Annotated in this window: 25 protein-coding genes; 7 read left to right on the forward strand and 18 right to left on the reverse strand. The window is 32.6% G+C overall.

Annotated features, from left to right (window positions below):
• The 14 genes from BHU68_RS16785 to BHU68_RS14320 all read right to left on the reverse strand — a co-directional run.
• The coding region (locus BHU68_RS16785) for a WD40 repeat domain-containing protein (RefSeq protein WP_253182189.1) at window positions 1-470 on the reverse strand (470 nt) is incomplete at its 3' end.
• Window positions 471-1,315: 845 nt separating this feature from the next.
• On the reverse strand, window positions 1,316-1,771 hold the full coding sequence (locus BHU68_RS14265; protein ID WP_069471428.1) for a type II toxin-antitoxin system VapC family toxin: 456 nt from the start codon (window positions 1,769-1,771) through the stop codon (window positions 1,316-1,318).
• Window positions 1,772-1,777: 6 nt separating this feature from the next.
• Window positions 1,778-2,017 (reverse strand): hypothetical protein, encoded by a 240-nt coding sequence (locus BHU68_RS14270; protein WP_069471429.1) that lies wholly within the window; start codon window positions 2,015-2,017, stop codon window positions 1,778-1,780.
• 132 nt (window positions 2,018-2,149) lie between these two features.
• On the reverse strand, window positions 2,150-2,827 hold the full coding sequence (gene ccmB / locus BHU68_RS14275) for a heme exporter protein CcmB (protein ID WP_069471430.1): 678 nt from the start codon (window positions 2,825-2,827) through the stop codon (window positions 2,150-2,152).
• Entirely contained in the window at window positions 2,821-4,182 is a 1,362-nt protein-coding gene (locus BHU68_RS14280) for a UbiA family prenyltransferase (protein WP_069471431.1), read from the reverse strand. Before BHU68_RS14280 ends, ccmB begins: the two co-directional genes overlap by 7 nt.
• A gap of 4 nt (window positions 4,183-4,186) precedes the next feature.
• Window positions 4,187-5,014, reverse strand: a complete 828-nt coding sequence (locus BHU68_RS14285) for a TraB/GumN family protein (protein WP_069471432.1) — start codon at window positions 5,012-5,014, stop codon at window positions 4,187-4,189.
• On the reverse strand, window positions 5,011-5,739 hold the full coding sequence (locus BHU68_RS14290; protein WP_069471433.1) for a hypothetical protein: 729 nt from the start codon (window positions 5,737-5,739) through the stop codon (window positions 5,011-5,013). Before BHU68_RS14290 ends, BHU68_RS14285 begins: the two co-directional genes overlap by 4 nt.
• On the reverse strand, window positions 5,739-7,088 hold the full coding sequence (locus tag BHU68_RS14295) for an AAA family ATPase (RefSeq protein WP_069471434.1): 1,350 nt from the start codon (window positions 7,086-7,088) through the stop codon (window positions 5,739-5,741). Before BHU68_RS14295 ends, BHU68_RS14290 begins: the two co-directional genes overlap by 1 nt.
• A gap of 4 nt (window positions 7,089-7,092) precedes the next feature.
• A complete protein-coding gene (locus BHU68_RS14300) occupies window positions 7,093-9,111 on the reverse strand; it encodes a vWA domain-containing protein (RefSeq protein ID WP_069471435.1) in 2,019 nt (672 codons plus the stop codon).
• A gap of 203 nt (window positions 9,112-9,314) precedes the next feature.
• On the reverse strand, window positions 9,315-9,437 hold the full coding sequence (locus BHU68_RS18120; RefSeq protein WP_256359164.1) for a hypothetical protein: 123 nt from the start codon (window positions 9,435-9,437) through the stop codon (window positions 9,315-9,317).
• A gap of 34 nt (window positions 9,438-9,471) precedes the next feature.
• Window positions 9,472-10,221 (reverse strand): hypothetical protein, encoded by a 750-nt coding sequence (locus tag BHU68_RS14305; RefSeq protein ID WP_141698844.1) that lies wholly within the window; start codon window positions 10,219-10,221, stop codon window positions 9,472-9,474.
• 341 nt (window positions 10,222-10,562) lie between these two features.
• On the reverse strand, window positions 10,563-11,759 hold the full coding sequence (locus tag BHU68_RS14310; RefSeq protein WP_069471437.1) for a hypothetical protein: 1,197 nt from the start codon (window positions 11,757-11,759) through the stop codon (window positions 10,563-10,565).
• A gap of 15 nt (window positions 11,760-11,774) precedes the next feature.
• Window positions 11,775-12,251: a hypothetical protein gene (locus tag BHU68_RS14315; RefSeq protein ID WP_141698916.1), complete on the reverse strand. Its 477-nt coding sequence runs from the start codon at window positions 12,249-12,251 to the stop codon at window positions 11,775-11,777.
• A gap of 4 nt (window positions 12,252-12,255) precedes the next feature.
• Entirely contained in the window at window positions 12,256-12,630 is a 375-nt protein-coding gene (locus BHU68_RS14320) for a hypothetical protein (protein ID WP_069471439.1), read from the reverse strand.
• Between the two features lie 38 nt (window positions 12,631-12,668).
• Between BHU68_RS14320 and BHU68_RS14325 the strand changes: the two genes are divergently transcribed.
• Both BHU68_RS14325 and BHU68_RS14330 read left to right on the forward strand, forming a co-directional pair.
• Window positions 12,669-13,625, forward strand: a complete 957-nt coding sequence (locus BHU68_RS14325; protein WP_069471440.1) for an MDR/zinc-dependent alcohol dehydrogenase-like family protein — start codon at window positions 12,669-12,671, stop codon at window positions 13,623-13,625.
• 9 nt (window positions 13,626-13,634) lie between these two features.
• Window positions 13,635-14,069, forward strand: a complete 435-nt coding sequence (locus tag BHU68_RS14330; RefSeq protein ID WP_069471441.1) for a tellurite resistance TerB family protein — start codon at window positions 13,635-13,637, stop codon at window positions 14,067-14,069.
• 188 nt (window positions 14,070-14,257) lie between these two features.
• Here BHU68_RS14330 and BHU68_RS14335 read toward each other — a convergent pair whose 3' ends face one another.
• Entirely contained in the window at window positions 14,258-16,501 is a 2,244-nt protein-coding gene (locus BHU68_RS14335; RefSeq protein ID WP_069471442.1) for an ATP-binding protein, read from the reverse strand.
• A 28-nt stretch (window positions 16,502-16,529) separates the two neighbouring features.
• On the opposite strand from BHU68_RS14335, the gene ampD reads away from it, so the two are divergent.
• The 3 genes from ampD to BHU68_RS14350 are packed head-to-tail and all read left to right on the forward strand — an operon-like array spanning window position 16,530 to window position 18,936.
• The gene (gene ampD, locus BHU68_RS14340; RefSeq protein WP_069471443.1) at window positions 16,530-17,075 is read left to right on the forward strand and encodes a 1,6-anhydro-N-acetylmuramyl-L-alanine amidase AmpD; all 546 of its coding nucleotides are present in this window, start codon (window positions 16,530-16,532) and stop codon (window positions 17,073-17,075) included.
• A complete protein-coding gene (locus BHU68_RS14345) occupies window positions 17,065-17,889 on the forward strand; it encodes an NAD-dependent epimerase/dehydratase family protein (RefSeq protein WP_069471444.1) in 825 nt (274 codons plus the stop codon). The genes ampD and BHU68_RS14345 overlap by 11 nt, the downstream gene beginning before the upstream one ends.
• 12 nt (window positions 17,890-17,901) lie before the next feature.
• Window positions 17,902-18,936 (forward strand): MraY family glycosyltransferase, encoded by a 1,035-nt coding sequence (locus BHU68_RS14350; protein WP_069471445.1) that lies wholly within the window; start codon window positions 17,902-17,904, stop codon window positions 18,934-18,936.
• A 53-nt stretch (window positions 18,937-18,989) separates the two neighbouring features.
• Here BHU68_RS14350 and rpoH read toward each other — a convergent pair whose 3' ends face one another.
• Both rpoH and BHU68_RS14360 read right to left on the reverse strand, forming a co-directional pair.
• The gene (gene rpoH, locus BHU68_RS14355; protein WP_069471446.1) at window positions 18,990-19,847 is read right to left on the reverse strand and encodes an RNA polymerase sigma factor RpoH; all 858 of its coding nucleotides are present in this window, start codon (window positions 19,845-19,847) and stop codon (window positions 18,990-18,992) included.
• Window positions 19,848-20,001: 154 nt separating this feature from the next.
• Window positions 20,002-20,346, reverse strand: a complete 345-nt coding sequence (locus BHU68_RS14360; protein WP_141698839.1) for a hypothetical protein — start codon at window positions 20,344-20,346, stop codon at window positions 20,002-20,004.
• An 88-nt stretch (window positions 20,347-20,434) separates the two neighbouring features.
• Here BHU68_RS14360 and BHU68_RS14365 point away from each other — a divergent pair, with 88 nt between their 5' ends.
• Window positions 20,435-22,591, forward strand: a complete 2,157-nt coding sequence (locus BHU68_RS14365) for an HAD-IIB family hydrolase (RefSeq protein WP_069471448.1) — start codon at window positions 20,435-20,437, stop codon at window positions 22,589-22,591.
• 90 nt (window positions 22,592-22,681) lie between these two features.
• Window positions 22,682-23,227, forward strand: a complete 546-nt coding sequence (locus BHU68_RS17420) for a hypothetical protein (protein WP_069471449.1) — start codon at window positions 22,682-22,684, stop codon at window positions 23,225-23,227.
• 240 nt (window positions 23,228-23,467) lie between these two features.
• On the opposite strand, the gene BHU68_RS14375 is transcribed toward BHU68_RS17420, so the two are convergent.
• On the reverse strand, window positions 23,468-24,577 hold the full coding sequence (locus BHU68_RS14375) for a pyridoxal-phosphate-dependent aminotransferase family protein (protein ID WP_069471450.1): 1,110 nt from the start codon (window positions 24,575-24,577) through the stop codon (window positions 23,468-23,470).
• Window positions 24,578-24,589: the final 12 nt, after the last annotated feature.

Consider the following 24,589-nt stretch of genomic DNA (forward strand, 5'->3'; position numbering starts at 1 on the left):
TCTCCATCAATGTCTTGAAAGAAGTCTGGGTTCAAATAAATTATGTTTTTGTCGGTAAAACCGCGTTGTTTTAATGTGTGATACATTTTTTTTGCCAATTCGTCTGTATATGGAAATAATGTATTGGAACGGTGTGCGCCAGATGCTGCGATGACAATGGCTTTGCCGATGCTATTATCAATATTTGATGGCCAAACTTTGATGGTGCGATCATAACTAGCTGAGTAGATAAGATGACCCGAAGGAGAAAAGGCTACGCCTGATACACCTTCAGTATGCGCTTCTAAACTGGACAATAGTTTACCTGAATTAGCATCCCATATTTTTAGCGTCTCATCTGAACTGCCAGACACAATGCGACTGCCGTCTGGGGAGTAGGCTACCGCATTAACAGACCAAGTATGCCCCACCAATCGCTCAGCCGGTGGAAATGACAACAACGGCGTGGTAACTACTTCAACCTCTGCCATCGCCACAGAGGATAATCCGCACAACAACAAACTAACAAAATATTTGAACATTTGTTACACCTTTTTAATTCAAAATTGTCTGAATCATGATTTACAAGATTTTAGGATTGTCAGGATGTTTAATTCTGTAAATCCTGATTCAGACAAATGAGTTAAATATTAATACATAAACATATCATATTATACTATAATATAGCGATAAATTCAATTATAGTATTACAAGCAAATAAGCTCAATTTTCTTTGCTTGTTCTTCTATCCATTCTCGTTTTCCCACTGCATCCCAATTTTCAATTCCATTACGATTAAAAATTATCAACCAACCACTATCTTAAATTACATTTCACATCAGAATATTGCTACAGAAAGTAAAACATCCTTTGAAAGATACAAAACTGCAAATAATGAATTAAAAAAACCACAAAACACAATTAGTGACATTCAAGATATATTAAAAAAAGTCTCTCAAAATAATACACTATAGTGGACGTATTTTATTATCAGCAAGCAAGACAAGAAAATATGAATTAGAAATAACTCAATTTGATACTGATGATAATGAATTTACATCAATAGGAATTGTTTTAGAACAAAGACTGTTTAATTGGTTTAATATGTCAATTGGCACAATTAGATATTTTGATTATGGTGTAGAATCAGAAAATATAATCGGGCTAAGCTCAAATATAGGATGGGAACCAGATAATAACATACCATTTATAACATATTCAATAAGTATTGGATTTAATTTTTAAAATTAACTCAAACTAATCCGCAAAGCTGCCGCTGTTGCTAACGGTGCCAATGTTAAAGATAAACATAACAATGCCCCTAAAAAATATTCTCTTAATTTTTATCAAAAAAATTTTCCAAAAGCAAAGTAAAGCCAATAATATCCTTCGTTTTTTCATAATGTTTTTTATCAGCTGTCAAAAAAATACCTTTTTGAAGTATTGCCAACGCATGAAATGTAGCGTCATATGACGAAATATGCCCCTTTCCTTTAGTATCCATTGTGGCTATTTCTAAAGTTTTTAAAGCCAAGGTTTCAGAATAATCAACTAAATTCATAACTTTAGCTTCTGTATAATCTTTTAACATTTGAAGATGTTCTTGTATTTCATCATTTGGAATATTTTCTTTTACCAAGGTATTAAGCACCTCATACAAAGTGAGTGTTGGTGCAAATAGTAAAATATCTCCGTCTTTTGCCTGTTCAAAAATTTTATCAGCTAAATCAGAATCTTCTTCTTCCAAAAATAACTTAACTGTTACTGAAGTATCAACTATAATTTTTTTCATATATAGTTATTCCTCTTCACGGATTTGTCGTAAAGTTTGAACTGAATTACCAGTTCCTTTGCTTTTTTTATGTCCTCTATATTTTTCATAAACAACGATTTTTCCTAAAACTGTTCTTAGTTGATCTTCAGAAAATTGCGTTAATAATTGTGCAATTTCCAACGAAACTGATATAGTCACACGCTTAGATAAATTGTTTGCCGGAATAACATATTGATGAACGCTTGTTTCTACTTTTGGTATCATAGGTATTACCTCATCCTATCAAAAAACTTAACTAAATATTCTACTTTAACATTTTTTTATGAGCATTGGTTTTATATAGCCAAAAACCTGACAGGTCTGATCCCCAATGTTTTCCACACCCTTTCATAATTATTAACTCAAACTAATCCGCAAAGCTGCCGCTGTTGCTAAAGGTGCCAATGTTAAAGATAAGCATAACAATGCCCCTAAAAAATATAATTGCCCCGCTACAGGAAAACCCCTTGCAGCCTCATTCACAGCATTAGCGGCAAAAATTAACACCGGAATATATAACGGTAATACTAATAAAGATAATAATACCCCACCACGGCGTAAACCTACAGTTAATGCAACACCAATTGCACCGATTAAACTTAAAATTGGCGTTGCTAAAGCCAAAGTGGCTATTAAAGTAAACATAGCATTCTCAGGTAAAAATAGCAACACAGCTAATAAAGGTGCTAATATAATTAAAGGTAAACCAGTCATAATCCAATGCGCTAACACTTTAGCTAATACTAATATGGATAAAGAATGAGAAGATAAAGCCAATTGTTCTAAACTACCATCCTCAAAATCAGAACGGAATAAACTATCTAAAGATAGCATTGCTGCTAATAAAGCAGCAACCCAAATAACACCCGGAGCAATAACTTGTAAGTGTTTTGATTCAGGAGAAATAGCTAAAGGAAAAAGACTTACAACGATGACAAAAAATAACAAAGGATTAGCTATTTCAGCGCGATGACGAGCCGCTAAAGTTAAATCGCGCTTTAATAAAATATAAAAAGTAGATTGTTTGATTAACATAATTTAGCCAACATAACAAGAATCATAATACTAAAGATAACAAGCCAACTGATTTTATCGGTTAAAACAAATTTAACCGGATCATCTAATACCCTGTTTCGATTTGCTAAAAACCAAATACGAGTTATCCAATATAATAAAATTGGACAAATAAACCATAATATTTCTGGTGATGTATAAAGGCTAGTTATTTTATCATTATTAATATATAAAGCAAAAACTAATACCGCCAAATAACCACTGTTTGCCCCCATGTTACTCATCATTTCTATATCGCAAACATCATAGTCACGATGTTTGATTTTATTTCTATCACTCAAATTATATAATTCTATATAGCGTTTTAAAAATGCTAAACTCAAAAATATAAACATAGAAAATCCCAATAACCATGATGAAATTGGAACCATAATTACAATTCCACCAGCTAAAATTCTATGGGTATAGAAACTTGCTAAGATGAAAATATCTATAACTCGTTTGCGTTTTAGGTAAACTGAATAACTAATTGTTAGTAATAGATATATTACTACCATCATGGTAAAAGTTAAAGATAGCCACCATAATGAAATAAATAAACTACTGACAATTAAAATTCCAAATAACACTAAAGCAGATGGTATTGGTATCAAACCAGCGGCAAATGGACGATATTTTTTAGTTTTATGAATACGATCAGCGGCTAAATCTAATAAATCATTTAACACATAACCCGCTGAAGCGGCTAAACTAAAAGCAGCAAATGCTAACAACACATCAACTAGCTTACTAAAGTCTGTGAATTGATGAGAAAAAAGCAATGGTAAAAAAATTAGTACATTTTTACTCCATTGATGTGGGCGTAAAGCTTTTAACCAAATTGTCCAAGACTTTTTAGGAATCTCAAAATCTTTTCCAACTAAATATGACTTATTAGCGGCTTCAAAAATCGGTATATCCGCGCTAGAATCGCCAATATAATCATAAACACCAAAACGTTTTGTTAAAGCATCGCGCTTATTCACACCCTTCAAATTGGTATCAAGATCACTAGCAATTACTATATCAAATAAATTTAAATGTTTAGCCACAGCTTGTGCAATTGATTCATGAGCCGCTGTTGCTAATACTAAAACACGCCCCTTCTGCTTCTCATCTTGTAAAAATTTTAATACATTTTCATAATAAGGTAAAGTAGCAACATTTAAGCTAACATGTTGAGCAACCTTATATTTTAAATAAGCCCTGCCGCGGATGAGCCAGAATGGTAATAAAAAAATTTGCCAAGTTCTGAATAGCAATAAAATACTTTCCCACAGACTATCAGTGGCAATTAAAGTACCGTCTAAATCGACGCATAATGGTTTGTTATTCATTTTTTTAATGTATTGCTTTTACTATATAAGCTCGTTGCTTTAACAATTGCAATACTCCTTTTTTTCCGGGTAAATGCAAGGCACCAATTGCAATAAAAGCATTACCCTTTTGCAATAATTTTTCCATCCGTTTTAGCATTTTTAGATTACGATCATCTATCAGACGCTTATATAAGTCTTTCATTATAGCATCATCAGTATGACTTAATTTCAGCAGCGCGTTTAAGTCACCTTGTAAATATAATTTTAGCATTTGTTCTAAAATATCTGGTGATGTTTTTAAACTCTCTTTTAATAAAAATACTTGATCCTTAATAGACATTACTTCAAACACTGCCAATTGTTCATCTACTGTTTCTAAACCATGAGTTGGCAATTTCAAATCTTGTGCTTGTTTATATAACTGTAAATCTAAAAACTTACCAGTTTTAGATGGAGGCATATTTAGTATTAGCATAACAGCCCAAGGTTTGAAATATTTTACCATATGAGATGGTATCTTATATGGCTGTAAGGCTTTAACTATCTGAGCAAATAGTTCGGTATCAACTATTTTATCTAAAGTTTTATTTCCTAGGATAAACATTGCATTAGCGGATTTTGTCATAGTTGGCATATCCATAAGTACCTCAAATGCAACATTATCAGCCGTTTTAAAACGCTCAGAAATGCTAGGAATTAAATTAAGAACCCGTTGATCTTCAGAGTGCATAGTGCCAAAGATATAACTAGGTTTCAAAGAATCCTTATTAATTTGCCATAACAGACTTTCAGCAGATAAGGGTGTAGCTAAGAAAAATAGAATTAGCCAAATATAGCGATTAGGTTTCATAATTTATTAAACTTATCTAGCATTGCATCAAAGCTTTTGTCACCTAAACCTTTAACGCCTTTAATTAGTTCATTACTTGAAGTAAAAGGCTTAAAGGATGGATTCTGTCTGGCTTTGAGAATATTTGTTCTCACATTTTTCCCAGTTATATTTTCCAATTTTAAATTCAGCTCCATTATAGGTAATGTATTTATATCTTCTAATAATGTTTTTTCTTCTTCACTAGAGGCTATTTTAATTGGCGTGGTTTCTGGTACCGGTTTTTCTATTGTTGTAGATGTTACTGTTTTTAATGTTTTTATTTGTTCGCTCATATTAGCCACTTGATCACTCAAACGCTTTATGGCATCAATCATAACATGTAATTGTTCACTCATAGTATTTTCTTTAATTACAGGTTTGGATAGAGATTGTTGTCGAAATACTTCTACTTGTTTTTTATAAATGGCAACATCAGCTTCATCTTCAACCAAATAAGCATTGATAGTTTCACCTTGTAAGGGATCTATTTCCCCTGCTTTTAGAGCAGCATAATATTCAAAATCACCGTCAATAACCTTGTAGGAATCTACTCCAGTTTCCAATAAAATTAGCGGTGTTATCACACCTTTTATTTTTAATAATAACTGAGCTGCCTCATCTAAGTCTGCTTCTGAAAATTGACTACGAGGCAAAGATGAACGAATGTCTTCAACCAACACAATAGCATGTGAGATTTTTTTCATTAGGATAATCCAATTTTTTGCATAACTTCTTCAACTAATTGTTGAAATTCATTCGCCGATTTAGAATTTGATTTAAAATCAACTATTGATCTAGGAGCTGCTACTTCCACATCAGCGATTTCTAAGGTTTGTTCTGTACACTTGGCGATATCTTCTCTTTCATAAATGATACTGTCCATTATCTCAAATTTATAGCGTTGCTTAACTAAGGCTATACGTTTTTGCAAAGTGCCTTTGATAAATTTGGCATTTGTTGATATTTTGGTAGGCAAAACGCCCAAAACTTGAATCGGAGGACGATTTGTCATATCTCTAAATTCATTGCTTTCTTCAATGAATTCACGGACATTATCTAAACCTTCATTAGAAAAAGCTTTCAGATCAGAAGGAATCAGCAAATAATCTGCTGTTATCAGTGCCAGCCCTGCGTATAAATTTAACGAAGGAGGTGTATCTATCAGAACAATATCATATTTATCCTTAACTTCTTGCAATTTTTTAACCAAAATACCCTGAACATATTTATATTCATTGAGTTCTTTCTCATGTTTCATCAATAGAATATGAGAAGGTATCACATCAACTGGATGGCTACAAAAACTAGAAGTTCTTGCGACATCTGAGATAGAAAAAGCTTTTCGTGACTTCAACAGATGATAAATATAATTATCTTTTAAGTTATCTTTGTCTTCATCTCCGAAATTGACTAATCCAGTTGCAAAAGTGGTATTAGCTTGACTATCCAAATCAATAATCAAGACTTTTTTTCCAAGTTTGCTAAAAGTGGCTGCTAGGTTGACTACAGTTGTAGTTTTACCTACCCCGCCTTTGTTGTGATAAATAGCAATAATTTTCATATTTACGTTTGAACTATTTTTTCTAAAAGATTGAATTACATTAGTAATTTTCATCTTTATATTTGTGCTTGAACTATTGGCAAGTGTTTCTCTACCTATCAATCCCCTAATCTCATCAATTTTATTTTCAATGCCATAAGCAAATTCACTAAAAACCAAATCTATAGTATTTCGGGTTTGTTTATAAATCCTAATTTCTTTGCCATTGGTTAATAGCCCATAAGTCAAATCTAAATCTATCATATAGTTTTTTAATTGCTCCAGATGATCATTTAAATTTTGATCTGGATGCTTGGCTTCTATAACTACACCTTTTTTAGTTTGACTAGGCTCTGCAAAAAAGTCTAAGCGAAATCTGTTAAATTTTATCTCTTGCCGCCATGCGTCGATAGAATAACCTAATTCGGGCAAAAGATAACTTATAATCAGTTTGCTTTCAACTTCTCTTTCATTATGACAAAAGTCTGGATCAAAATGATATTTTTTGATCATGTGTTCAAGGCAACAAATCCAGACTTAAAGGATAAACATGTTCATCACTGCGATGTCTATCATCTAAGCTGATCCATAAGTCTGATTCATTGATTTCTCTATATAATTGTAATTTGGCATCTATGCTATCTTCTAATGCTCCGCGTTCATCTGGTGACAGTGCTTCAAAACTGTAATTATCCATTTCTAAAATCTCACTTTTATAAGGTAAGCTGGCTATCCAAGATGGTAATAATCCTGCATCTTTTAGCTGTTTAGCCTTTTTGACACTGATTTTTTCACCTTTACCTGCGCTTGTTACGACTCCTTGTAGTGCATCAAAAAATTGCATTGCTGTTAGTTCTGAACGTTTTATCGCCATTAAAATTTGTTCTAAGGCAGTAATTAAGTCATTTAGTTGGGATTTTTTAATCAAAAGTCGTACATCAAGAGAACGCTTAGTTGGATCAATCATATCTCTATCTAATACCCATACAGTTACATCTCTAGGTGGTTTAGCGGCACTACCAAGATATTCAACTAAGGCATTAGCGGCGATAATCTTAGCAAAACCAGCGGCTACTTTTTCAGCCTTCTCTACTGTATGAATGGTACCATTTACAACTGTTATTTCAACAGCAGTTTCAATTGCATCAATTTTATCACCGGCTTTAGCTGATCTAACATCTGCAACTATTTTAGATAATTCTTTTGATAAACTTTTTATTGCCCCTTCAAAAGCGTCAATATTAGTTGCATCCAAAGGTATGTAATTATCTGATTGATTACTTTGAGCTAGTGCAATAAATTGTTGTTTAGCAATAGGATGATCTTTTTTAGCTTTTTTAGCCTTTAAGTGAAGTGCCATAACAGCAATTTTATTCGCGCTTGCTAGTTGGTTTAATTCTTCGGCATTCATATTTGTAAGATTTTTAGGATGCCCTTTTTTATGTGAACTAGCGTCACCGATAATAACCATTACTTTAATGGTATTTTCATTCCAATGAGATTCAATTGCTTGTTTAACACCTGCAAAAACTTCTTCTTGATAATCACCACCACCTGATGCTTCAATAGTTGAAATAACTTTCACAAAGTAATCAGCATCTGCTAGTTTAGGTGTAAAATTTGTTGTATTATCAGTGTAACCTATTAAACCAAAATTAACGCGAGTATCAATTTTAGCAACTACTTGAGTTGCGAGTTTTTTAATAGCTTCTTTAGTTGCCTTTAGATAAGGAGACATACTGCCAGTAATATCCATTACAAACTTAATATCTACACCAAGATTCTGTGCTTGTGTTCCAGAAATAGTTTCAGTTTCTGTAGCTTGTTGCGCGTATTGTTGATTTTGCAGAGTATCAGTAGTTTCTGCTCTTTCACGAGGAATAGCAGCGGCTATTTGTAAATAACGAGTTGCATCATCAAAAATATCTAATTGTTGATATTTGAGAACAGGAAGTATATAAAAACTTTTTTTAGTTTCAATATCGACAAAACGCTTTGTTTCCATGCTAATCACACCTTTAGGCACTTCAATCGGTGTTTTATCTAAACCTTGATAAGCTTTTGTTGCTTGAGCGGCTAAATTAGATGACTGCATTAAGTTCTTCAGATCATCAAGATTTTCATACATCAATACTGGATTACGACGATTTTCACCTATACCGGGATGAGTATAAGATACAACCAAAGCCTGTTTCCATTCCATTACATCCTTAGCCTGCATCCAAGCTAATGGATCATTAACACTAGCACCAACTTTATACCATCCAGTTGGATTTGCAGGATTTGAATAATCAACATTTAGTCTATCAAACACATAGAGTGGATAAAATGATTTTATATTTGAGATAAATATATCTGTATTTTTGGGGCTATGGTAAAGATTTGAGAATGGTCTAGGTAATGCGCGTAAAGGTAAAAAAGTACCTTTTTGACGACAAACTTTATCAGGCTTACCACAAAGAATATCATCTTCGACGGCAATTGCTGATGAGGAAATGATGCTAATAGTTAAAAAGGGAAGATAAACCCACCTCATATTTTTACTCCAGATTTAATTTAAATGAATTTTCATTATAAAGTATATTACGTATTATTCTTGAATATTTAAAAAAATTGAACTGTGATTAATCACAGTTCAAAACGCAATTTTATCGTCTAGACAAAGAAACATAAGCAACTTTATTATCGCGCAAAACCATTTGCCCAACAAAATTTTCCATTTCAATAGTCACTAATTGATTATTGTTCTGTTGTTCTTCCATCTAAATCTTTGAGCTTATCTATTTCTAAAGTTTCAGCTTGCAAAGGCTCTATACCTTGGATACGATTAATTAATCTTAGCGGCGCATAACAATACATCACTAACGGAGTATGTAATTCTTGCCAAAATTCTGCATCAGGGGCTATTTCGATACCAATGATAAACTGTTTGTAACAATTCTGGCTGATAGGCGCGTTTTAATTCATCTAAATGCCCACGTTCCTTTAATCCAACTTGTTTATTAAAGTTAGTAATGTCACCCCATAACTTAGAATAATTTTCTTCGCCTCGTAAAGCTAAAGCTTTTGCTCGTAATGGTTGTGGCAAAATAATAAAACGCTCATCTTTTAATAAACCAATCGCTATAGCTAGATTATTATATTCTCTATGACCAAAACCTTGCATTGAAGCCGAAGTATCGACTATAAAATATATATTAGCGTTCCACTTAGGAAGTCGCGCTGCTTCTTGATCAATAGCTTGATTTACAATATTTAAATCAATACCAGACTTATAATAACTACGAATTTTGCCAATTAAGGAATCATCATTTGATGTGATGTCACGTTTAATTTTTTCTTTAGCGGCTAAACGGCGTAGGCGATGTTGAGCAACTTGAGGGTGAAATGTACCCCGCAAACCTTGTAAAACTTTAAGTGGCAAACCTTTACCAGCTTCAATATCTTTACGTGCGCTCAGATAAGCATTTAATAATGGAAACTGGCTAGTCGTTAATTTACCAAATAAAAATAAAAATACATCACGTACTAAAGCTTTATCCTCAGCATAACGTAATACATAACGCCTCAAATAAGCCGTATCATCTTGCAAAAATTTATGTAAACAAGTTAGCGTCACCTGTTGCCCGAGAGCATGACGAACCAATTTTCTTAAATCACGTCGATAATTAACAGCCCAGTTCTCTAATTGTGGAGAACCAATTAACAGGTAAATATGGCAAACATTGAAGAATTAAATTATCTTGTTGGAACATCAGAGAGTGGCAGATCATTATTGATTAGCCTATTAAGAATCGCATTTGTATCAATAGTCATATAGACACACGCATAGAAGGGAAAAAAAGACCAAGAAAGGCGGACAGGCTTAATCTCGTTATTTTACTTGAATTGTTTCAAGTTATCTTTTTGTAGGCAGACAAAATACGAGACCCATCCAGTTCTTAGTTGATGGGTATTATAATGATATGTTTATTGTTTGTCAATAATTTATTTAAATACTACTACTCGATCATATTCATCACCTGCTGCAATGGCATGAGTTTGTTTTACTTGATAACTATTAGCAATATTATTAAATTGATTTACATAAAAGTCTTCAGTTAATTCTGGTTTTTCACGTATATCCACCTTCCAAAGCAAATGAACTAAACCTAACATGCCTCCCATCACTAAAAATGACATATTTTTTTCATCTGTTTGTGAATACATACGTCTATATCCTACTCCTTCATAAGAATTATACACCCGCACTATAGTTTCACCTTTTGGATCAATCTTTTCAACGCGATACACACCCCAACCTAAAGCATTTACAACCGCAATCATTCCATGAAACCAATCCTCTTTAGAATCACATTGTGGAGCCACCAAACCATACCATTCAGGGCTTTTCATAATTCCACCAAAGGTATTAAAAGCGCAAATATGCCCAGCTTGAGTGAATATTTCTTCAGCGTCTTCTTTAGGTATGCCAGCATCCATAAGAGCAAAATAGGTTTCATAACTGATTTTATTATAATAATCAGCAAAATGATTAGTTAGCACCACACCAAACGCGCTAATCAAAGCCGTTTCATTAGCAACATAATGACCCTTTAAAGGCAAGGTTGCTACTGTAGCTGTAATAACATCTTCATCAACGCGAGTATCAAAATCAAAACGTTCTGGAATATTTGAAGTTAATTGAAACTCATTACACAGATAATTTTTTATCTGTAAAGTTTTATCAGATACGCTAAATTCATCATGTTCCTTAGTTTCTATTTGGCAAGCCGTTTCAGTGACAACTTTATTAAGCATTCCTTGAAGATAACCACTAGTAAAATAACAACTTTTTTGTGGACGACCATGCAGACAAAGACGTTGACCATAATGAGAAATCGGTGTTTCCCAAGTTTTTTCATCACGCTGTTCTAAATAGCCAAAACCACAAAAAGCAAATTCTTCTAATAAATCTTGTTCTGTATAACCACAATTTATTAAATTATTTACTAATGGTGTAACTGAATTTGTTAATAATTGCTTAGGATTATGATCACCCGAAGCTTGCGTTAAAAGAACCGCCATTTGTAAATATGAATTATAAAAATTACAATGAAACACACGACTTAAACCACCAATAATAGTCTGCCCACCGGCTGTCATAATTTGTGGTGAATAACCACTTTCTTCTGATGTACTCATACAATAATTGATTCCTTAACGAAATAACTTGATCAATTTTTTAAAAAAATTGCTATTAGATGATGGAACTTTGATCTTTTGATCCGATATTGTTTGTTTATTTTCTGGTTCATCTTTAGCATTAAGTTCTATATTAGTATAGAATTTCAGAATTTCTTCCAAGCTTATTAACTCACCTTGTTCTATTTTGACAAGTGTATTTTCTTGCTTTTCTAATTTAATAGTGAAACATTTCATAGTTGCAGCTTTCATTTCAACATTAAAATAGTAATCAATGATTTCTTCTAAGATGATTAGTTCATCTAACATCAAATTGACGTAATCATTTTTAAAATTTAAGTAAATATTTGTTTTAAATGTATATAAAATACCTAATTTACGAGCTATTAAAGCATCTTCTAGTTTTCCTAAACCCTTATTTTCTCGATTTAAATTTAATATTTTAATTAATAATTTAGTAGAAATATGATAAACTTCTTTGTTATTTTCCACATTATTATCCACGCGATTTAAACAGCTGATTGAATTTATCATAAATAATTTTTATATATGAGGGATTAGTTTTTACATCTATTATCTCTGGCTGATCTTTTGGTTTAATCGTGAGATTGCTAATACTATTAGCAGTCATTTTTATATTAAAATAATAATCAATAATTTCTTCTAAAATTAGTAATTGTTCTTTATTTAACTTGATCATTTCTTGTTTAAAAGAAATATAATGATTAGTTTTAAAAGTAAATAAAATGCTTAATTTTCTAGCAATTAAAATATCTTCAAGTTTAATAAGGTTATTATTAACCCTATTAATATTCAAAGTCTCAATTAATAATTGTGTAGAAATGCTATAAATAGCTTTATCAATTTCCACATTTAGCTCCAATACTGCTATTGAGAATTAATACTAATATGCAAGCAATTTGCCTACAGGATAAATCTCTAAAATTTATAGATAATTTTCCACAAATTCAACCGCAATATGATGAAGCACTGGTGCGTGTTCATTTGGCGGGGATTTGCGGAACCGATTTAGAACTAGTAAAAGGATATTATCCTTACAATGGTATCTTAGGTCATGAATTTGTTGGAGAAATTATAAAAGCCCCTACTGCTCCAGAACGAATTGGAGAACGAGTCGTTGGAGAAATCAACATAAGTTGTGGTATTTGTGACAGTTGCGTAACAGGTTTAACAACACATTGTCAGCGGCGTTCAGTATTAGGTATTTTAAATCGACATGGTGCTTTTGCTGAATACTTATGTTTACCATTAAAAAACCTTATTCCAGTTGCAGATACCATTTCTGATGAAGCCGCTGTTTTCACAGAACCATTAGCTGCCGCTTTAGCGATTCAACAACAAGTTCACATTTTAGCAACAGATAAAGTTTTAGTAATTGGAGCAGGGCGATTGGGGCAATTAATTGCTCAAACCTTAGCTTTAACTGGTTGTGATTTACAAGTCGTTGCACGTTATGATAAGCAACGGCGATTACTTGCAACACGAAACATTATATCAATTAAAGAAACCCAAATACAAACAGATTATGATATTGTCATTGAAGCAACAGGTTCAACAGAGGGTTTGACGCTAGCATCTCAAATAGTGCGCCCACGTGGCACTATTGTATTAAAAAGTACTTATAAAGGAAAAACGCTATTAGATTTTTCTAAAATAGTCGTTAATGAAATTAAATTAGTAGGATCACGCTGTGGTAGCTTCAAACCTGCATTACAACTACTTGAAAAAAAATTAGTTGACCCTACTATCTTGATAGAATTTTCTTATCATTTGAATCAGGCTTTAGAAGCATTTGATTTTGCTAGACAAAGTGGAAAATTTAAGGTTTTATTTAAAATAATTTAGGAGCAACACATGGGTTTTTTTTCATTCGGTTCAAAACCAACAGAAACTTTTACTGAACAAGAAGCATTTTTAGCAATTGGATTAGCAAGTGCTGCTGCCAATGGTGATATTGATGAGTCAGACAAGAAAGCTATACTTGCTAACGTAATGCAAACAAGCATATTTGATGATTCATCAGAAGATGATTTAAATGAAATTTTTGAAAAATTAATGGGTAAATTAGAAAGTGATGGTGTTGGTGGTTTAGTCGCTATTGCTAAAAGCAGTATGCCTGAAGATTTACGTGAAAGTGCATTTGTATGTGCTGTTGATATCACTCTTGCTGATGGTGAAATTGATGAAGATGAACAATCTTTATTAGAAGAATTACAACAAGTGTTAGATATATCAGATGAGCTTGGTGGTAAAATCTTAGAAGTTATGATGATAAAAAATCGCGCTTAAAAAAAAAGCCGCTCAACCCCGAAGGGTGGAGTGGCTTTAAGACATTAAGGAGGATCGCTAACTAATATAGCAATACCAATGCCATATAACACAAAACATATAAAATCAAACAGTTAAGTTTAATTCAATTGATTTATTAATTGCTAAAAACGGCTTAATTGTGACATGTGATGATAAAATGACAGGCATTATGATCCACCATTATATTCAAAAGGCAATACGCGCTGATTACGAAATGGATCACGTCTAATAAAAGCACCTTTAATAGATTCTAATTTCAGTAATTTTTTCCTTAATCTTCTCGCCGCTTTATAAGAATAAAATCCACTTATCAAAACTTCCCAAGATCTACCTCGTTTATAAATATTATTTTCAGCTGACGTAGGTAATAAATCAGTTTGAGAATAAAATAGTTCTGGATATTGATCTTGTATTGTCAGTATATATTCATCTGCATCCTTTCGATCACGAAAAGTTCCAATAATTACTACTTGATGACCCTTTTGTCTTTGTAATAAAAATTGACCTAAATCTGTATTTTTAAATAACTTTAAAATAGAGGCTTTTAATACAATTATATTTGCTTGTGCTTTTTTTATTTTTTGTTCCAGAGCATCAGCTTTGGCGTGAGCAGTTGCTAATTCTTGTTCAAGCAATCCATTATTATGAGCAGCTTGTTCTAATTCTGTTTCAAGTAAATTATTTTCAATTGATACATCTTTATTAATAGTTTTTATAATTGTTTTTTGTTGTGGTACTAAATAATAACTAGCTATACTAATTACAACTAATACAAGCCCAAACGCAAAAATTTGATAACGTTTTTGTTGCTGAAATTTCTCAAAATCTTTTTTTAATTCAAAATAACGGCTTCTTATTTTTAGTTCAATTTCTGTCAGTTTTCTCTTAAAGCCTAACTTTTGATAAACTCTAATTGCGGTATTAAAATCTTCTGTTTCTAAAGCGCTATTACCATGTTGTTCTAGTATAGCTTTACGTTTATTGGCAGCCTCTGTTTGTGTGGGTTCCAAACTTAATACTTGTTCATACAATTGAACTTGTTCATCTTCATCATTAGTTGATTCAGCTAATTTTAATAAAACTTGTATTAATCTTGAACGAGCTGCAAGTGGTTTATAGTAATATAAGCTTTCTAAATGTTGTCTAGCTTGTTTAAATTGCCCTTGAGCTAATAAAATATCAGCTAGTAATTGTTGTGCTTTTAAATGATTAGGATTTGAATTCAGAGCTTCATTTAATCTATTAATAGATGTACTGAATTTTTCATCTTTATATGAATTGACAGCGCGTTTATATAAACTGTCTGCAATAGGATCAATAAGATCTAAATCGTCTTGTATTCGACGTAGAGCTTTATTTTCTTTTACCCATCTACGTATTAATTCAACCTTAAAATGATAGCCATCCTCACGATATTCTAATAAATCCCAATCTTGTAACACACGAGGAGCATTTTGTAACTGGCTAATAAATACTCGTATGCCATTATCATATAAGTATTTTTCTAAGTTTGAATCTGTAATGGTTTGTTTATCGGCTTCAGCTATAGCTGCTGCTATTACCCGTTCTGCTGGTGGCAAAGCATCCCATAAATATTCTAAATATTTATGACTAACATCTAAGACATCAAAAATGACATTTTCTACATCAGCAATTTTGGCTATTGGCACATCTTTAGACTGATTTTTATGTAATTGTTGCCAAACTTGAGAACAAATTTGTTGAGTCAATAAAGGATGCCCTTGTGAATATCGCCAAACACAATCGACAACTTGTGTTGACCATATCAAAGTTTTATTTGTTTCTGAAATACTTACTAGTTTAACTGTATTTTTTTTATCTAATAATGGAACTAGTTTTGTAGGTGGAACACCTTTAAATAAAGCAACTCCTAAATTATCTAAATCATCCAGATTATAACCACTAGCAACAATAAAATTTAAATTTGGTAATTCTAAATTTAATACCTTACGTAAATAATCAAAAAAAGTCTTATTAGTATTCTTAAATTCATCAAACAATAGTATTACTGTACTATTTTTTGGTAATATACTTGGTAGCCAAGTATTAATAAAACAGGTTTCAGGATGCTCACCTAAATTTGGTGCTTTTTGATTGAATGTATGAGTAATAATTAATGCTAATTCATCAATAAGTTCAACTACAGATAAAGCGGCTTTATCACTTAAATCAAAATAAATTGGATAGTAATCTTTATTAGTGAGGGATAATTCGCTAGTTAAGTATTGTAATAAGGAGGTTTTACCTATACCCCTTTGACCATGCAAAACTATAGCATTATCCTTGTTGCTATTTAACATTTGTACGACTTCACGTACAATATTAGCGCGTCCAACAAAACTATCACTAACAGGATCAGTAGTTATATATGGATTTGTAATTTGAGACATCAATATTTACTCATAGGATTGAAATTATATGAAAATAGATCAAAATAATGCTTGGATAGAAAATATCTATCATCATCCTTCTCCAAATTATGATCAGCGTCCAACTGGAACTGAAATTGAATTATTAGTTATTCATGCTATTAGTTTACCGCCTAATGAATTTGGTGGTCAATTCATTGATCAATTATTTACTAATAGCTTAGATGCAAATGCTCATCCTGATTTTGCTGAAATAGCTCAGTTACGTGTTTCTAGTCATTTATTAATTAGACGTAATGGCGATATTATTCAATATGTATCTTTGCTGCAACGAGCATGGCACGCTGGAGTATCAAGTTTTGCTGGGCGCGAACGTTGTAATGATTTTTCAATTGGCATTGAACTTGAGGGCTGTGATAGTATTGCTTACACAGATATACAATATCAACAACTAATTAATACCATAAAATTAATGCAAAAAATATGGCCGATATTGACCCCTGATCGTATTGTTGGTCATTGTGATATTGCGCCCGGGCGTAAAACTGATCCCGGACCTTTTTTTGATTGGGAACGTTTAAAAAATGGACTTTAAACATGCGATAGTTACTGGTGCTAGTAATCAAATAGGTAGATTTTTATTACCACGTCTTGAAGCGGATGGATTTGAAATTACAGCCATAAGTCGGCAAGCAGCAATTAATAAAACTTGGTTGCAAATTGATATTACTAAAAATATTTTACCTCTTAATAGTAAAATTCTATTTCATATCGCGCCATTGTCATTATTACCACAATTATTAGCTAATTCTAATATTAAAAGAGTAATTACTTTTAGTTCAACTAGTCGCTTTAGTAAAACTAGTTCATCTGATACTAAAGAACAACAAATAGCAGCTCAATTAACTGAGGCTGAAACACAAGTCATAGACTTATGTAAAACACAACAAATTGCATGGACAATATTTCGCCCTACCTTAATTTATGGTTGTGGTATTGATAAAAATGTAAGCTTTATCGCTAAATTCATTCGCCGTTTTGGTTTTTTTCCTATAGTTGGAAATGGAATGGGATTACGACAACCTGTACATGCAGACGATTTAGCCACCGCCTGCATTCAAGCTTATAATTGCTCTGTCACAATAAATAAAGCATATAATTTAAGTGGTGGGCAAACACTTATTTATCATGAGATGGTTGAAGCAATTTTTCATAGCCTCGGTAAAAAACCGCGCATCATATCTATTCCATTATTTGTATTTAAAATATTGATACGTAGCATTGCTTGCTTACCAAAATTTTCTCATTTATCAACAGCGATGATTACAAGGATAAATCAAAACCTATGTTTTGACCATACAGCGGCGTATAATGATTTTGGTTATCAACCTAGAACATTTCATCCTTAACCGAGAAATAACATGATTTCCAATTTAATTCTGGTGGCTTTTTTAGTCTCCGCATTTTTAACATTATACTTTAGTTATCCAGAAACGCGCTTACGCTTTCTTGATAAACCTAACAAACGCTCATTACATAAAGCTCCAACTCCTGCCACTGGAGGAATTGCAATTTTAAGCGCATTAAGTATTTCCACCTTGCTTGCTAGTCAATATTATAGCCCAATGCCAGATTTTTTTTGGATTTGGATAGGAACATTTGTAATTGCAGGTGTTTCTTTTGTTGATGATTGTAAACCTATATCCGCTTCATCGCGTTTAATAGTACATTTTTTTGCTGCTTTCCTATTATTATCGCAAGGTAAATTGGGATTAACATATGAGCTATTACCCGGTATAATTTGGACATGGGAATCAATTTTACAGCTAACTTTTTCATTCTTATTTGTAGTATGGATGTTAAACTTATACAACTTTATGGATGGTATGGATGGCTTGGCAGGGGGTATGACAATATTTGGTTTTGCTACTTTTGCCTTCTTGGGTTATTTAGCAGATCATCAATTTTTTATGGTAATGAGTTTAATTATTGCCACAGCAACCAGCGGTTTTTTAGTATTAAATTTTCCACCAGCTAGAATTTTTATGGGTGATGTTGGTTCATCTAGCTTAGGTTTTTTAGCGGCAGCTTTTAGCTTATGGGGAAGTCGAGAAGGAATTTTCCCGTTATGGATTGCGATACTGTTATTTTCGCCATTTATTGTAGATGCTACGATTACCTTAATACGGCGTTTATTAAAGAAAGAAAAAATTTGGCTACCACATAAAACGCATTATTATCAACGCTTAGTTCAATTAGGTTGGGGGCATAAACGTACTGTTGTATGGGAATATATATTAATGGCAGCTTGTAGTCTTTCAGCCTTATTTGCACTTAATTTAAGTTCACATGCACAATGGCTCTTATTAATATTGTGGGCGATAATTTATATGTTATTAATCTATTTTATAAATTATTTAGAACAACAAAAAAAATATTTAGAAAGTTTTAAATAAAACCCGAAATTAAACCTGACAGGTTTTTAAAACCTGTCAGGTTTGGCAATAAATTAATTCATATATTTTTTTAACTTATTAATCGCATTATTTTCTATTTGACGTATTCTCTCTGCTGATATATTATATTTATTGGCTAATGTTTGTAAGGTGACTTTATCTTCACTTAACCAACGTTTCTCTACAATATATTGACTACGCTCATCTAGTTTTTTAAAAGCTGTTTGTAATAATATATGATTATGATTTTCCCAATCCTTTTTTTCCACTAAAACGGCAGGATCATAACGTTTATCTACTAAATAAGTAGCAGGTGTAAAGTTTTCATCATCATCATTATCATTTGGTGCATCAAATGCTATATCATAAGCACTTAGACGCTTTTCCATTTCTAATACATCTTTCTGAGTTACACCTAAGTCTTTAGCTACATTATCAATTTCTTTGGCTGAAAACCACCCTAAGCGTTTTTTCATACTACGTAAATTGAAAAATAATTTACGTTGAGCCTTAGTAGTTACGATTTTAACAATCCGCCAATTACGTAAAATAAATTCATGAATCTCAGCCCGTATCCAATGTACAGCAAATGATACTAAGCGTACACCAACGCTAGGATCAAAACGTTTTACGGCTTTCATTAAACCGATATTACCCTCTTGAATTAAGTCTGCTTCAGGTAAACCATATCCACGATAACTTTTTGCAATATATAGTACAAACCGTAAATGCGATACTACTAATTGTCGAGCAGCTTCAAGATCATTATCATTTTTCAGACGCTTAGCTAATTCCTGTTCTTCTTCAAAGTTTAAAATTGGAATTAATTTAACTGTTTTAGTATAACTATCAGCGTCTTGACTTAAAACAGCAGGTAAGCTATTAACTTTTAAAGTTAATGCTGTTGACATGTTGTATCCCCAATTAAATTTTAATATACAATATATATATTACCAGAAATAATTCAAGTCATTAAATATTGAAATTCACATTTTTTCATTTCAATATCTCGATTTACCCATTGGATTCTTTTTACATTTTTCAATGGTTTGACAAATTCTTCAATTAAACCCCAGCCCAACCAACAAATTGCATGTTCTGTTGCTTGTAATTGTCCCATTGATCTTGCGGATATTGTTGCATCAATTTTTTGGCTAAATTACGACCTACTTGTTTTAAGGTTATGTAACCGCCTTTTTGTCCTAAAATATTTTGAGCTTCTTCAGCAAAAGCATAAGCAAATGCCTTGCCAGAGCTGGTTTCAGTTTGAAAACAGCGTTTTAATAAAACATCTACACTTTTTTTACCTATAACATATTGCATTAATTCTGCAATGGTATTTATGACTTCTTGATTAATTCCTACCTTAAAAATGAAAGATATATTGAAGCTACTGGTTAATAACTTCAAAAATAATGATTTTGTTAATTTCTTTGTATTTCAAATAAAAAATTGTTATTATTATTATTTAAATAGCAATGCTATAAAGGAGTACAATATGAACAAGACCAAACGTTATATTGCTCTCTTCAGTCTTCATGGCTTAGTACGTGGAGAAAATATAGAATTAGGGAGAGACGCGGATACTGGAGGGCAAATTAAATACGTCGTAGAGCTTGCAAGAGAATTGGGTAAGCATAAGCAAGTTAGTCGTGTTGATTTGTTCACTCGTCAAGTAATTGACGCTAAGGTAAGTGATGATTACGCTAAACCGATTGAACAGATCGGTGAAAATGCTAATATCATTCGATTACCCTGTGGTCCAAAACGTTATTTAAGAAAAGAAGTATTATGGAATTATTTAGAAAGTTTTATTGATCAAACTTTACCATATTTTCGGCAATTAGGACAAACACCAGATGTTATTCATGGACATTATGCTGATGCAGCTTACATTGGTTCAATATTAGCTCATTTATTAGGGATACCCTTTATTTTCACGGGTCATTCTTTAGGTTTAGTCAAAAAAGCCCGGATGCTTGACAAGGGTATGAGCCTGAATCAACTGAAAGAAAAATATAATATTAGTTATCGGATTGAAGCTGAAGAACGAGCATTAAATGTTGCTTCAATGGTTGTTACTAGTACACACCAAGAAATTCAGGATCAATATGAACCCTATCAGCATTATGAACCAGATAAAATGGTTGTGATTCCACCGGGTGTTGATCTGGAACGCTTTTATTACGTTAAAAATTATCAAGCTGATACACATATTATAGAAAAATTATCAGGTTTTCTAAGAAACCCTAATAAACCTATGATTCTCGCATTATCGCGGGCTGATGATAGAAAAAATATCCCTGCCTTAATTCAGGCTTATGGTCTTAGCCCCGAATTACAACAACTTGCAAATCTAGTTATTATTGCTGGCAATCGCGATGATTTAACCAAATTAAATAAAAGCAGTCTCAAAATTTGGAAACAAATTTTATATCAGATTGATTTTTATAATCTCTATGGGCGTGTGGCTTATCCTAAACAACATGAATCTAATGATGTGCCAGAATTTTTTCGTTTAGCCGCGTCATTAAAAGGTGTTTTTGTGAATCCAGCATTAACTGAACCATTTGGATTAACATTAATTGAAGCCGCTGCAACTGGATTACCTATAATTGCTACTAATGACGGTGGTCCAATAGATATTATTGATAACTGTAATAATGGATTATTAATTGACCCTTTAGATACTGAGTCTATAGGAGAAACTTTAGTGACGGCTTTATCAGATAATACACAATGGCAACTATGGTCAAAACAAGGAATTGCCGGAGTTAAAAAATATTATTCATGGTCTAATCACGTAAATCAATATCTAACCAGTTTAGATAAACTTATTGCTAAATCACCTACTACAAATAATAAAAAAAGACATTTAGCTTTACAAAAGCTACCACTAACTCAAAAATTTATCATTACAGATATTGATGAAACATTAATTGGTGATGCAGATGCAGTCGAAGAATTTCTGGAATTTTTAGAAAATGCAGGTGATAGTTTTAGTTTTGGTATTGCCACTGCTCATAAATTAGAACAGGCATTACAGTTATTAGAACAATGGAATGTGCCACTACCAGAAGTTTTAATTACCTCAGTAGGTACTGAAATTCATTATGGTTCTGATTTAAAAGATACTGGTTGGGAAAAACATATTAATTATAGGTGGGAACCTGAAGCTTTAAAACAAGTCTTATCAACTATTGATGGTATAGAATTACAAGAAGATAAATATCAAGATAAATTTAAAATTAGTTATATATTAGATAAAGAAATGATGGATAAAAAAATTCTTCGTCGCAGTAAATTTGTCAAATGTTTACGAGAAAAGCATTTATTAGCAAATGTCATTATGACTTATAATCAATATCTGGATTTATTACCCATTCGAGCTTCTAAGGGCTTAGCGGTACGTTATCTAGCAAATCGTTGGGGATTGCCGATGACGCAATTTCTGGTAGCAGGTGATTCAGGTAATGATGAAGATATGTTAAAAGGCGATGCACTTGGTGTCATTGTAGGTAATTACTGTCGTAACTTAGATAAATTAAAAGGTAAACCTCGTATTTATTTTGCAAAAGCACATTATGCCAAGGGTATTTTAGAAGGTATCAACCATTTTGGCTTTTTAAATAATACCTTAAATATAGAATATTAGAAATTTCTAATATTCGACTTGATACTGGAATTCTTTGCCCTTATATTAGCGACTGACTTATTTTTATTATAATCTACAAGGAAAAATTTAATGAAAAAATATTTATTGCCAACCATATTATCATTTGCACTAACTAGTGCTGTATTTGCAGAAACACCAACAGCTCCAGAAGCACCTAAAGCTCCTGAAATGCCAGCAGCTCCAGAAGCTCCTAAAATGCCAGCAATGCCAGAAGCACCTAAAGCTCCTGATTTTAAAAAAATGATGGAACAAGATAAAGCAGAAAGTGAAAAACAAATGGCTGCTATGCGTGCTGAAATTAAGAAGAATGAAGAAAAATGGAATGAGATTCAAAAGAAAATCGAAGAACGTGAAAAGAAAATAGCAGCACATCATAAAAAAATGCGTGAAAAAATGATGAAAAAGCGTGAAGAAATGATGAAAAATGCTCCAAAAGCACCAGTTCAAAACGCTTATCCTCGTCCAGTTCCTCCAATGTGGGGAATGCCTCCTTATTATGGTCCAAGATATCCTGTTGCACCAAGACCACAATATAGACATGGACAACGTTGTATGGAACGTTTTGAAAAAATTGAAAAAAGACTTGACGCTTTAGAAGCAGCAGCTGCTAAATAGAACTTATTTAAACCTGACAGGTTTGACTAGAGTGTGACCGTTATTTGATGTAACTATCATATCTGTAGGGTGGGTAGAGCGAAGCGACACGAAGTTAGCGCAAGCGAAACCCACCGAAATGGTGGCCGAAATGGTGGCCGAAATGGTGGCCGAAATGGTGGGTTTCGCTTCGCTCTACCCACCCTACATAAACTACATAAACTACATAAACTAAATAAAAATTCAACCTGTCAGGTTTGACTATATCACAGCCTTTAAAGCTGACAAGCAAAATACTATATTTTCAGCACGAGAAGAATGACCCATCAGACCAATACGCCATACTTTTCCTGCCAAAACTCCTAAACCAGCACCTATTTCTAAATTATATTCGTTTAACAAACGTTTACGTACAGTTAAATCATCAATTCCTTCAGGAATCCAAACAGTATTTAATTGCGGTAATCTATCACCATCTTTCACTACAAACTTAATGCCCATAGCTTCTAAACCAGCTTTTAAAGCTTCATGGTTCTTTTGGTGTCTATCCCAAGCATTACTTAAACCTTCTTCTTTTAACATTACTAAAGATTCATGCAAAGCATATAAAGAATTGACTGGAGCAGTATGATGATAAGTTCTTTTCCCAGAATCACCCCAATAACCCATGACCAAATTTAAATCTAAAAACCAACTAGAAACCTTAGTTTTTCTATTTTTAATTTTGGCAATTGCCTTATCATTAAAACTAACTGGAGATATTCCCGGAGTACAAGAAAGGCATTTTTGTGTACCAGAATAAATAGCATCAATATTCCATTCATCAACTTTTAACGGGCTACCAGCTAAAGAAGTAACTGCATCTACTATAGTCAAACAATCATATTTATGAGCAATCTCACATAAAGTAGCAACATCAGAACTAGCACCAGTCGAAGTTTCTGCATGTACAAAAGCTACGATCTTAGCATCAGAATTAGCTTTAAGAGCATCTTCTAACTTCTGTGGTGAAACCACTTCGCCCCAATTATCTTCTACAACAACCGCTATACCGCCTAAACGTTCTACGTTCTCCTTCATGCGCATACCAAATACGCCATTAATACAGACTATAACCTTATCATTAGGTTCGACTAAATTAACAAAGCAAGTTTCCATACCCGCAGAACCGGGGGCTGATACTGGCATAGTTAATTCATTTTCAGTTTGAAAAGCGTATTTTAATAAGGTTTTAACTTCATCCATCATACCGATAAAGGCAGGGTCTAAATGTCCAATAGTTGGTCTAGCCATTGCTGATAAAATGCGCGGATGTACATCAGATGGTCCCGGACCCATTAAAGTTCTAATTGGTGGATTAAATGATTGCATGATATTTATAGT

This window comes from Candidatus Marithrix sp. Canyon 246 (genome assembly GCF_001723685.1).
GTDB lineage: Bacteria > Pseudomonadota > Gammaproteobacteria > Beggiatoales > Beggiatoaceae > Marithrix.

Excerpts from the sequence above, each read along its gene's own strand:
- BHU68_RS14265 (WP_069471428.1), bottom strand. The coding sequence starts at position 1,771 with ATGAAAAAAATTATAGTTGATACTTCAGTAACAGTTAAGTTATTTTTG.
- BHU68_RS14270 (WP_069471429.1), bottom strand. The coding sequence starts at position 2,017 with ATGATACCAAAAGTAGAAACAAGCGTTCATCAATATGTTATTCCGGCA.
- ccmB (WP_069471430.1), bottom strand. The coding sequence starts at position 2,827 with ATGTTAATCAAACAATCTACTTTTTATATTTTATTAAAGCGCGATTTA.
- BHU68_RS14280 (WP_069471431.1), bottom strand. The coding sequence starts at position 4,182 with ATGAATAACAAACCATTATGCGTCGATTTAGACGGTACTTTAATTGCC.
- BHU68_RS14285 (WP_069471432.1), bottom strand. The coding sequence starts at position 5,014 with ATGAAACCTAATCGCTATATTTGGCTAATTCTATTTTTCTTAGCTACA.
- BHU68_RS14290 (WP_069471433.1), bottom strand. The coding sequence starts at position 5,739 with ATGAAAAAAATCTCACATGCTATTGTGTTGGTTGAAGACATTCGTTCA.
- BHU68_RS14295 (WP_069471434.1), bottom strand. The coding sequence starts at position 7,088 with ATGATCAAAAAATATCATTTTGATCCAGACTTTTGTCATAATGAAAGA.
- BHU68_RS14300 (WP_069471435.1), bottom strand. The coding sequence starts at position 9,111 with ATGAGGTGGGTTTATCTTCCCTTTTTAACTATTAGCATCATTTCCTCA.
- BHU68_RS14310 (WP_069471437.1), bottom strand. The coding sequence starts at position 11,759 with ATGAGTACATCAGAAGAAAGTGGTTATTCACCACAAATTATGACAGCC.
- BHU68_RS14325 (WP_069471440.1), top strand. The coding sequence starts at position 12,669 with ATGCAAGCAATTTGCCTACAGGATAAATCTCTAAAATTTATAGATAAT.
- BHU68_RS14330 (WP_069471441.1), top strand. The coding sequence starts at position 13,635 with ATGGGTTTTTTTTCATTCGGTTCAAAACCAACAGAAACTTTTACTGAA.
- BHU68_RS14335 (WP_069471442.1), bottom strand. The coding sequence starts at position 16,501 with ATGTCTCAAATTACAAATCCATATATAACTACTGATCCTGTTAGTGAT.
- ampD (WP_069471443.1), top strand. The coding sequence starts at position 16,530 with ATGAAAATAGATCAAAATAATGCTTGGATAGAAAATATCTATCATCAT.
- BHU68_RS14345 (WP_069471444.1), top strand. The coding sequence starts at position 17,065 with ATGGACTTTAAACATGCGATAGTTACTGGTGCTAGTAATCAAATAGGT.
- BHU68_RS14350 (WP_069471445.1), top strand. The coding sequence starts at position 17,902 with ATGATTTCCAATTTAATTCTGGTGGCTTTTTTAGTCTCCGCATTTTTA.
- rpoH (WP_069471446.1), bottom strand. The coding sequence starts at position 19,847 with ATGTCAACAGCATTAACTTTAAAAGTTAATAGCTTACCTGCTGTTTTA.
- BHU68_RS14365 (WP_069471448.1), top strand. The coding sequence starts at position 20,435 with ATGAACAAGACCAAACGTTATATTGCTCTCTTCAGTCTTCATGGCTTA.
- BHU68_RS17420 (WP_069471449.1), top strand. The coding sequence starts at position 22,682 with ATGAAAAAATATTTATTGCCAACCATATTATCATTTGCACTAACTAGT.
- BHU68_RS14375 (WP_069471450.1), bottom strand. The coding sequence starts at position 24,577 with ATGCAATCATTTAATCCACCAATTAGAACTTTAATGGGTCCGGGACCA.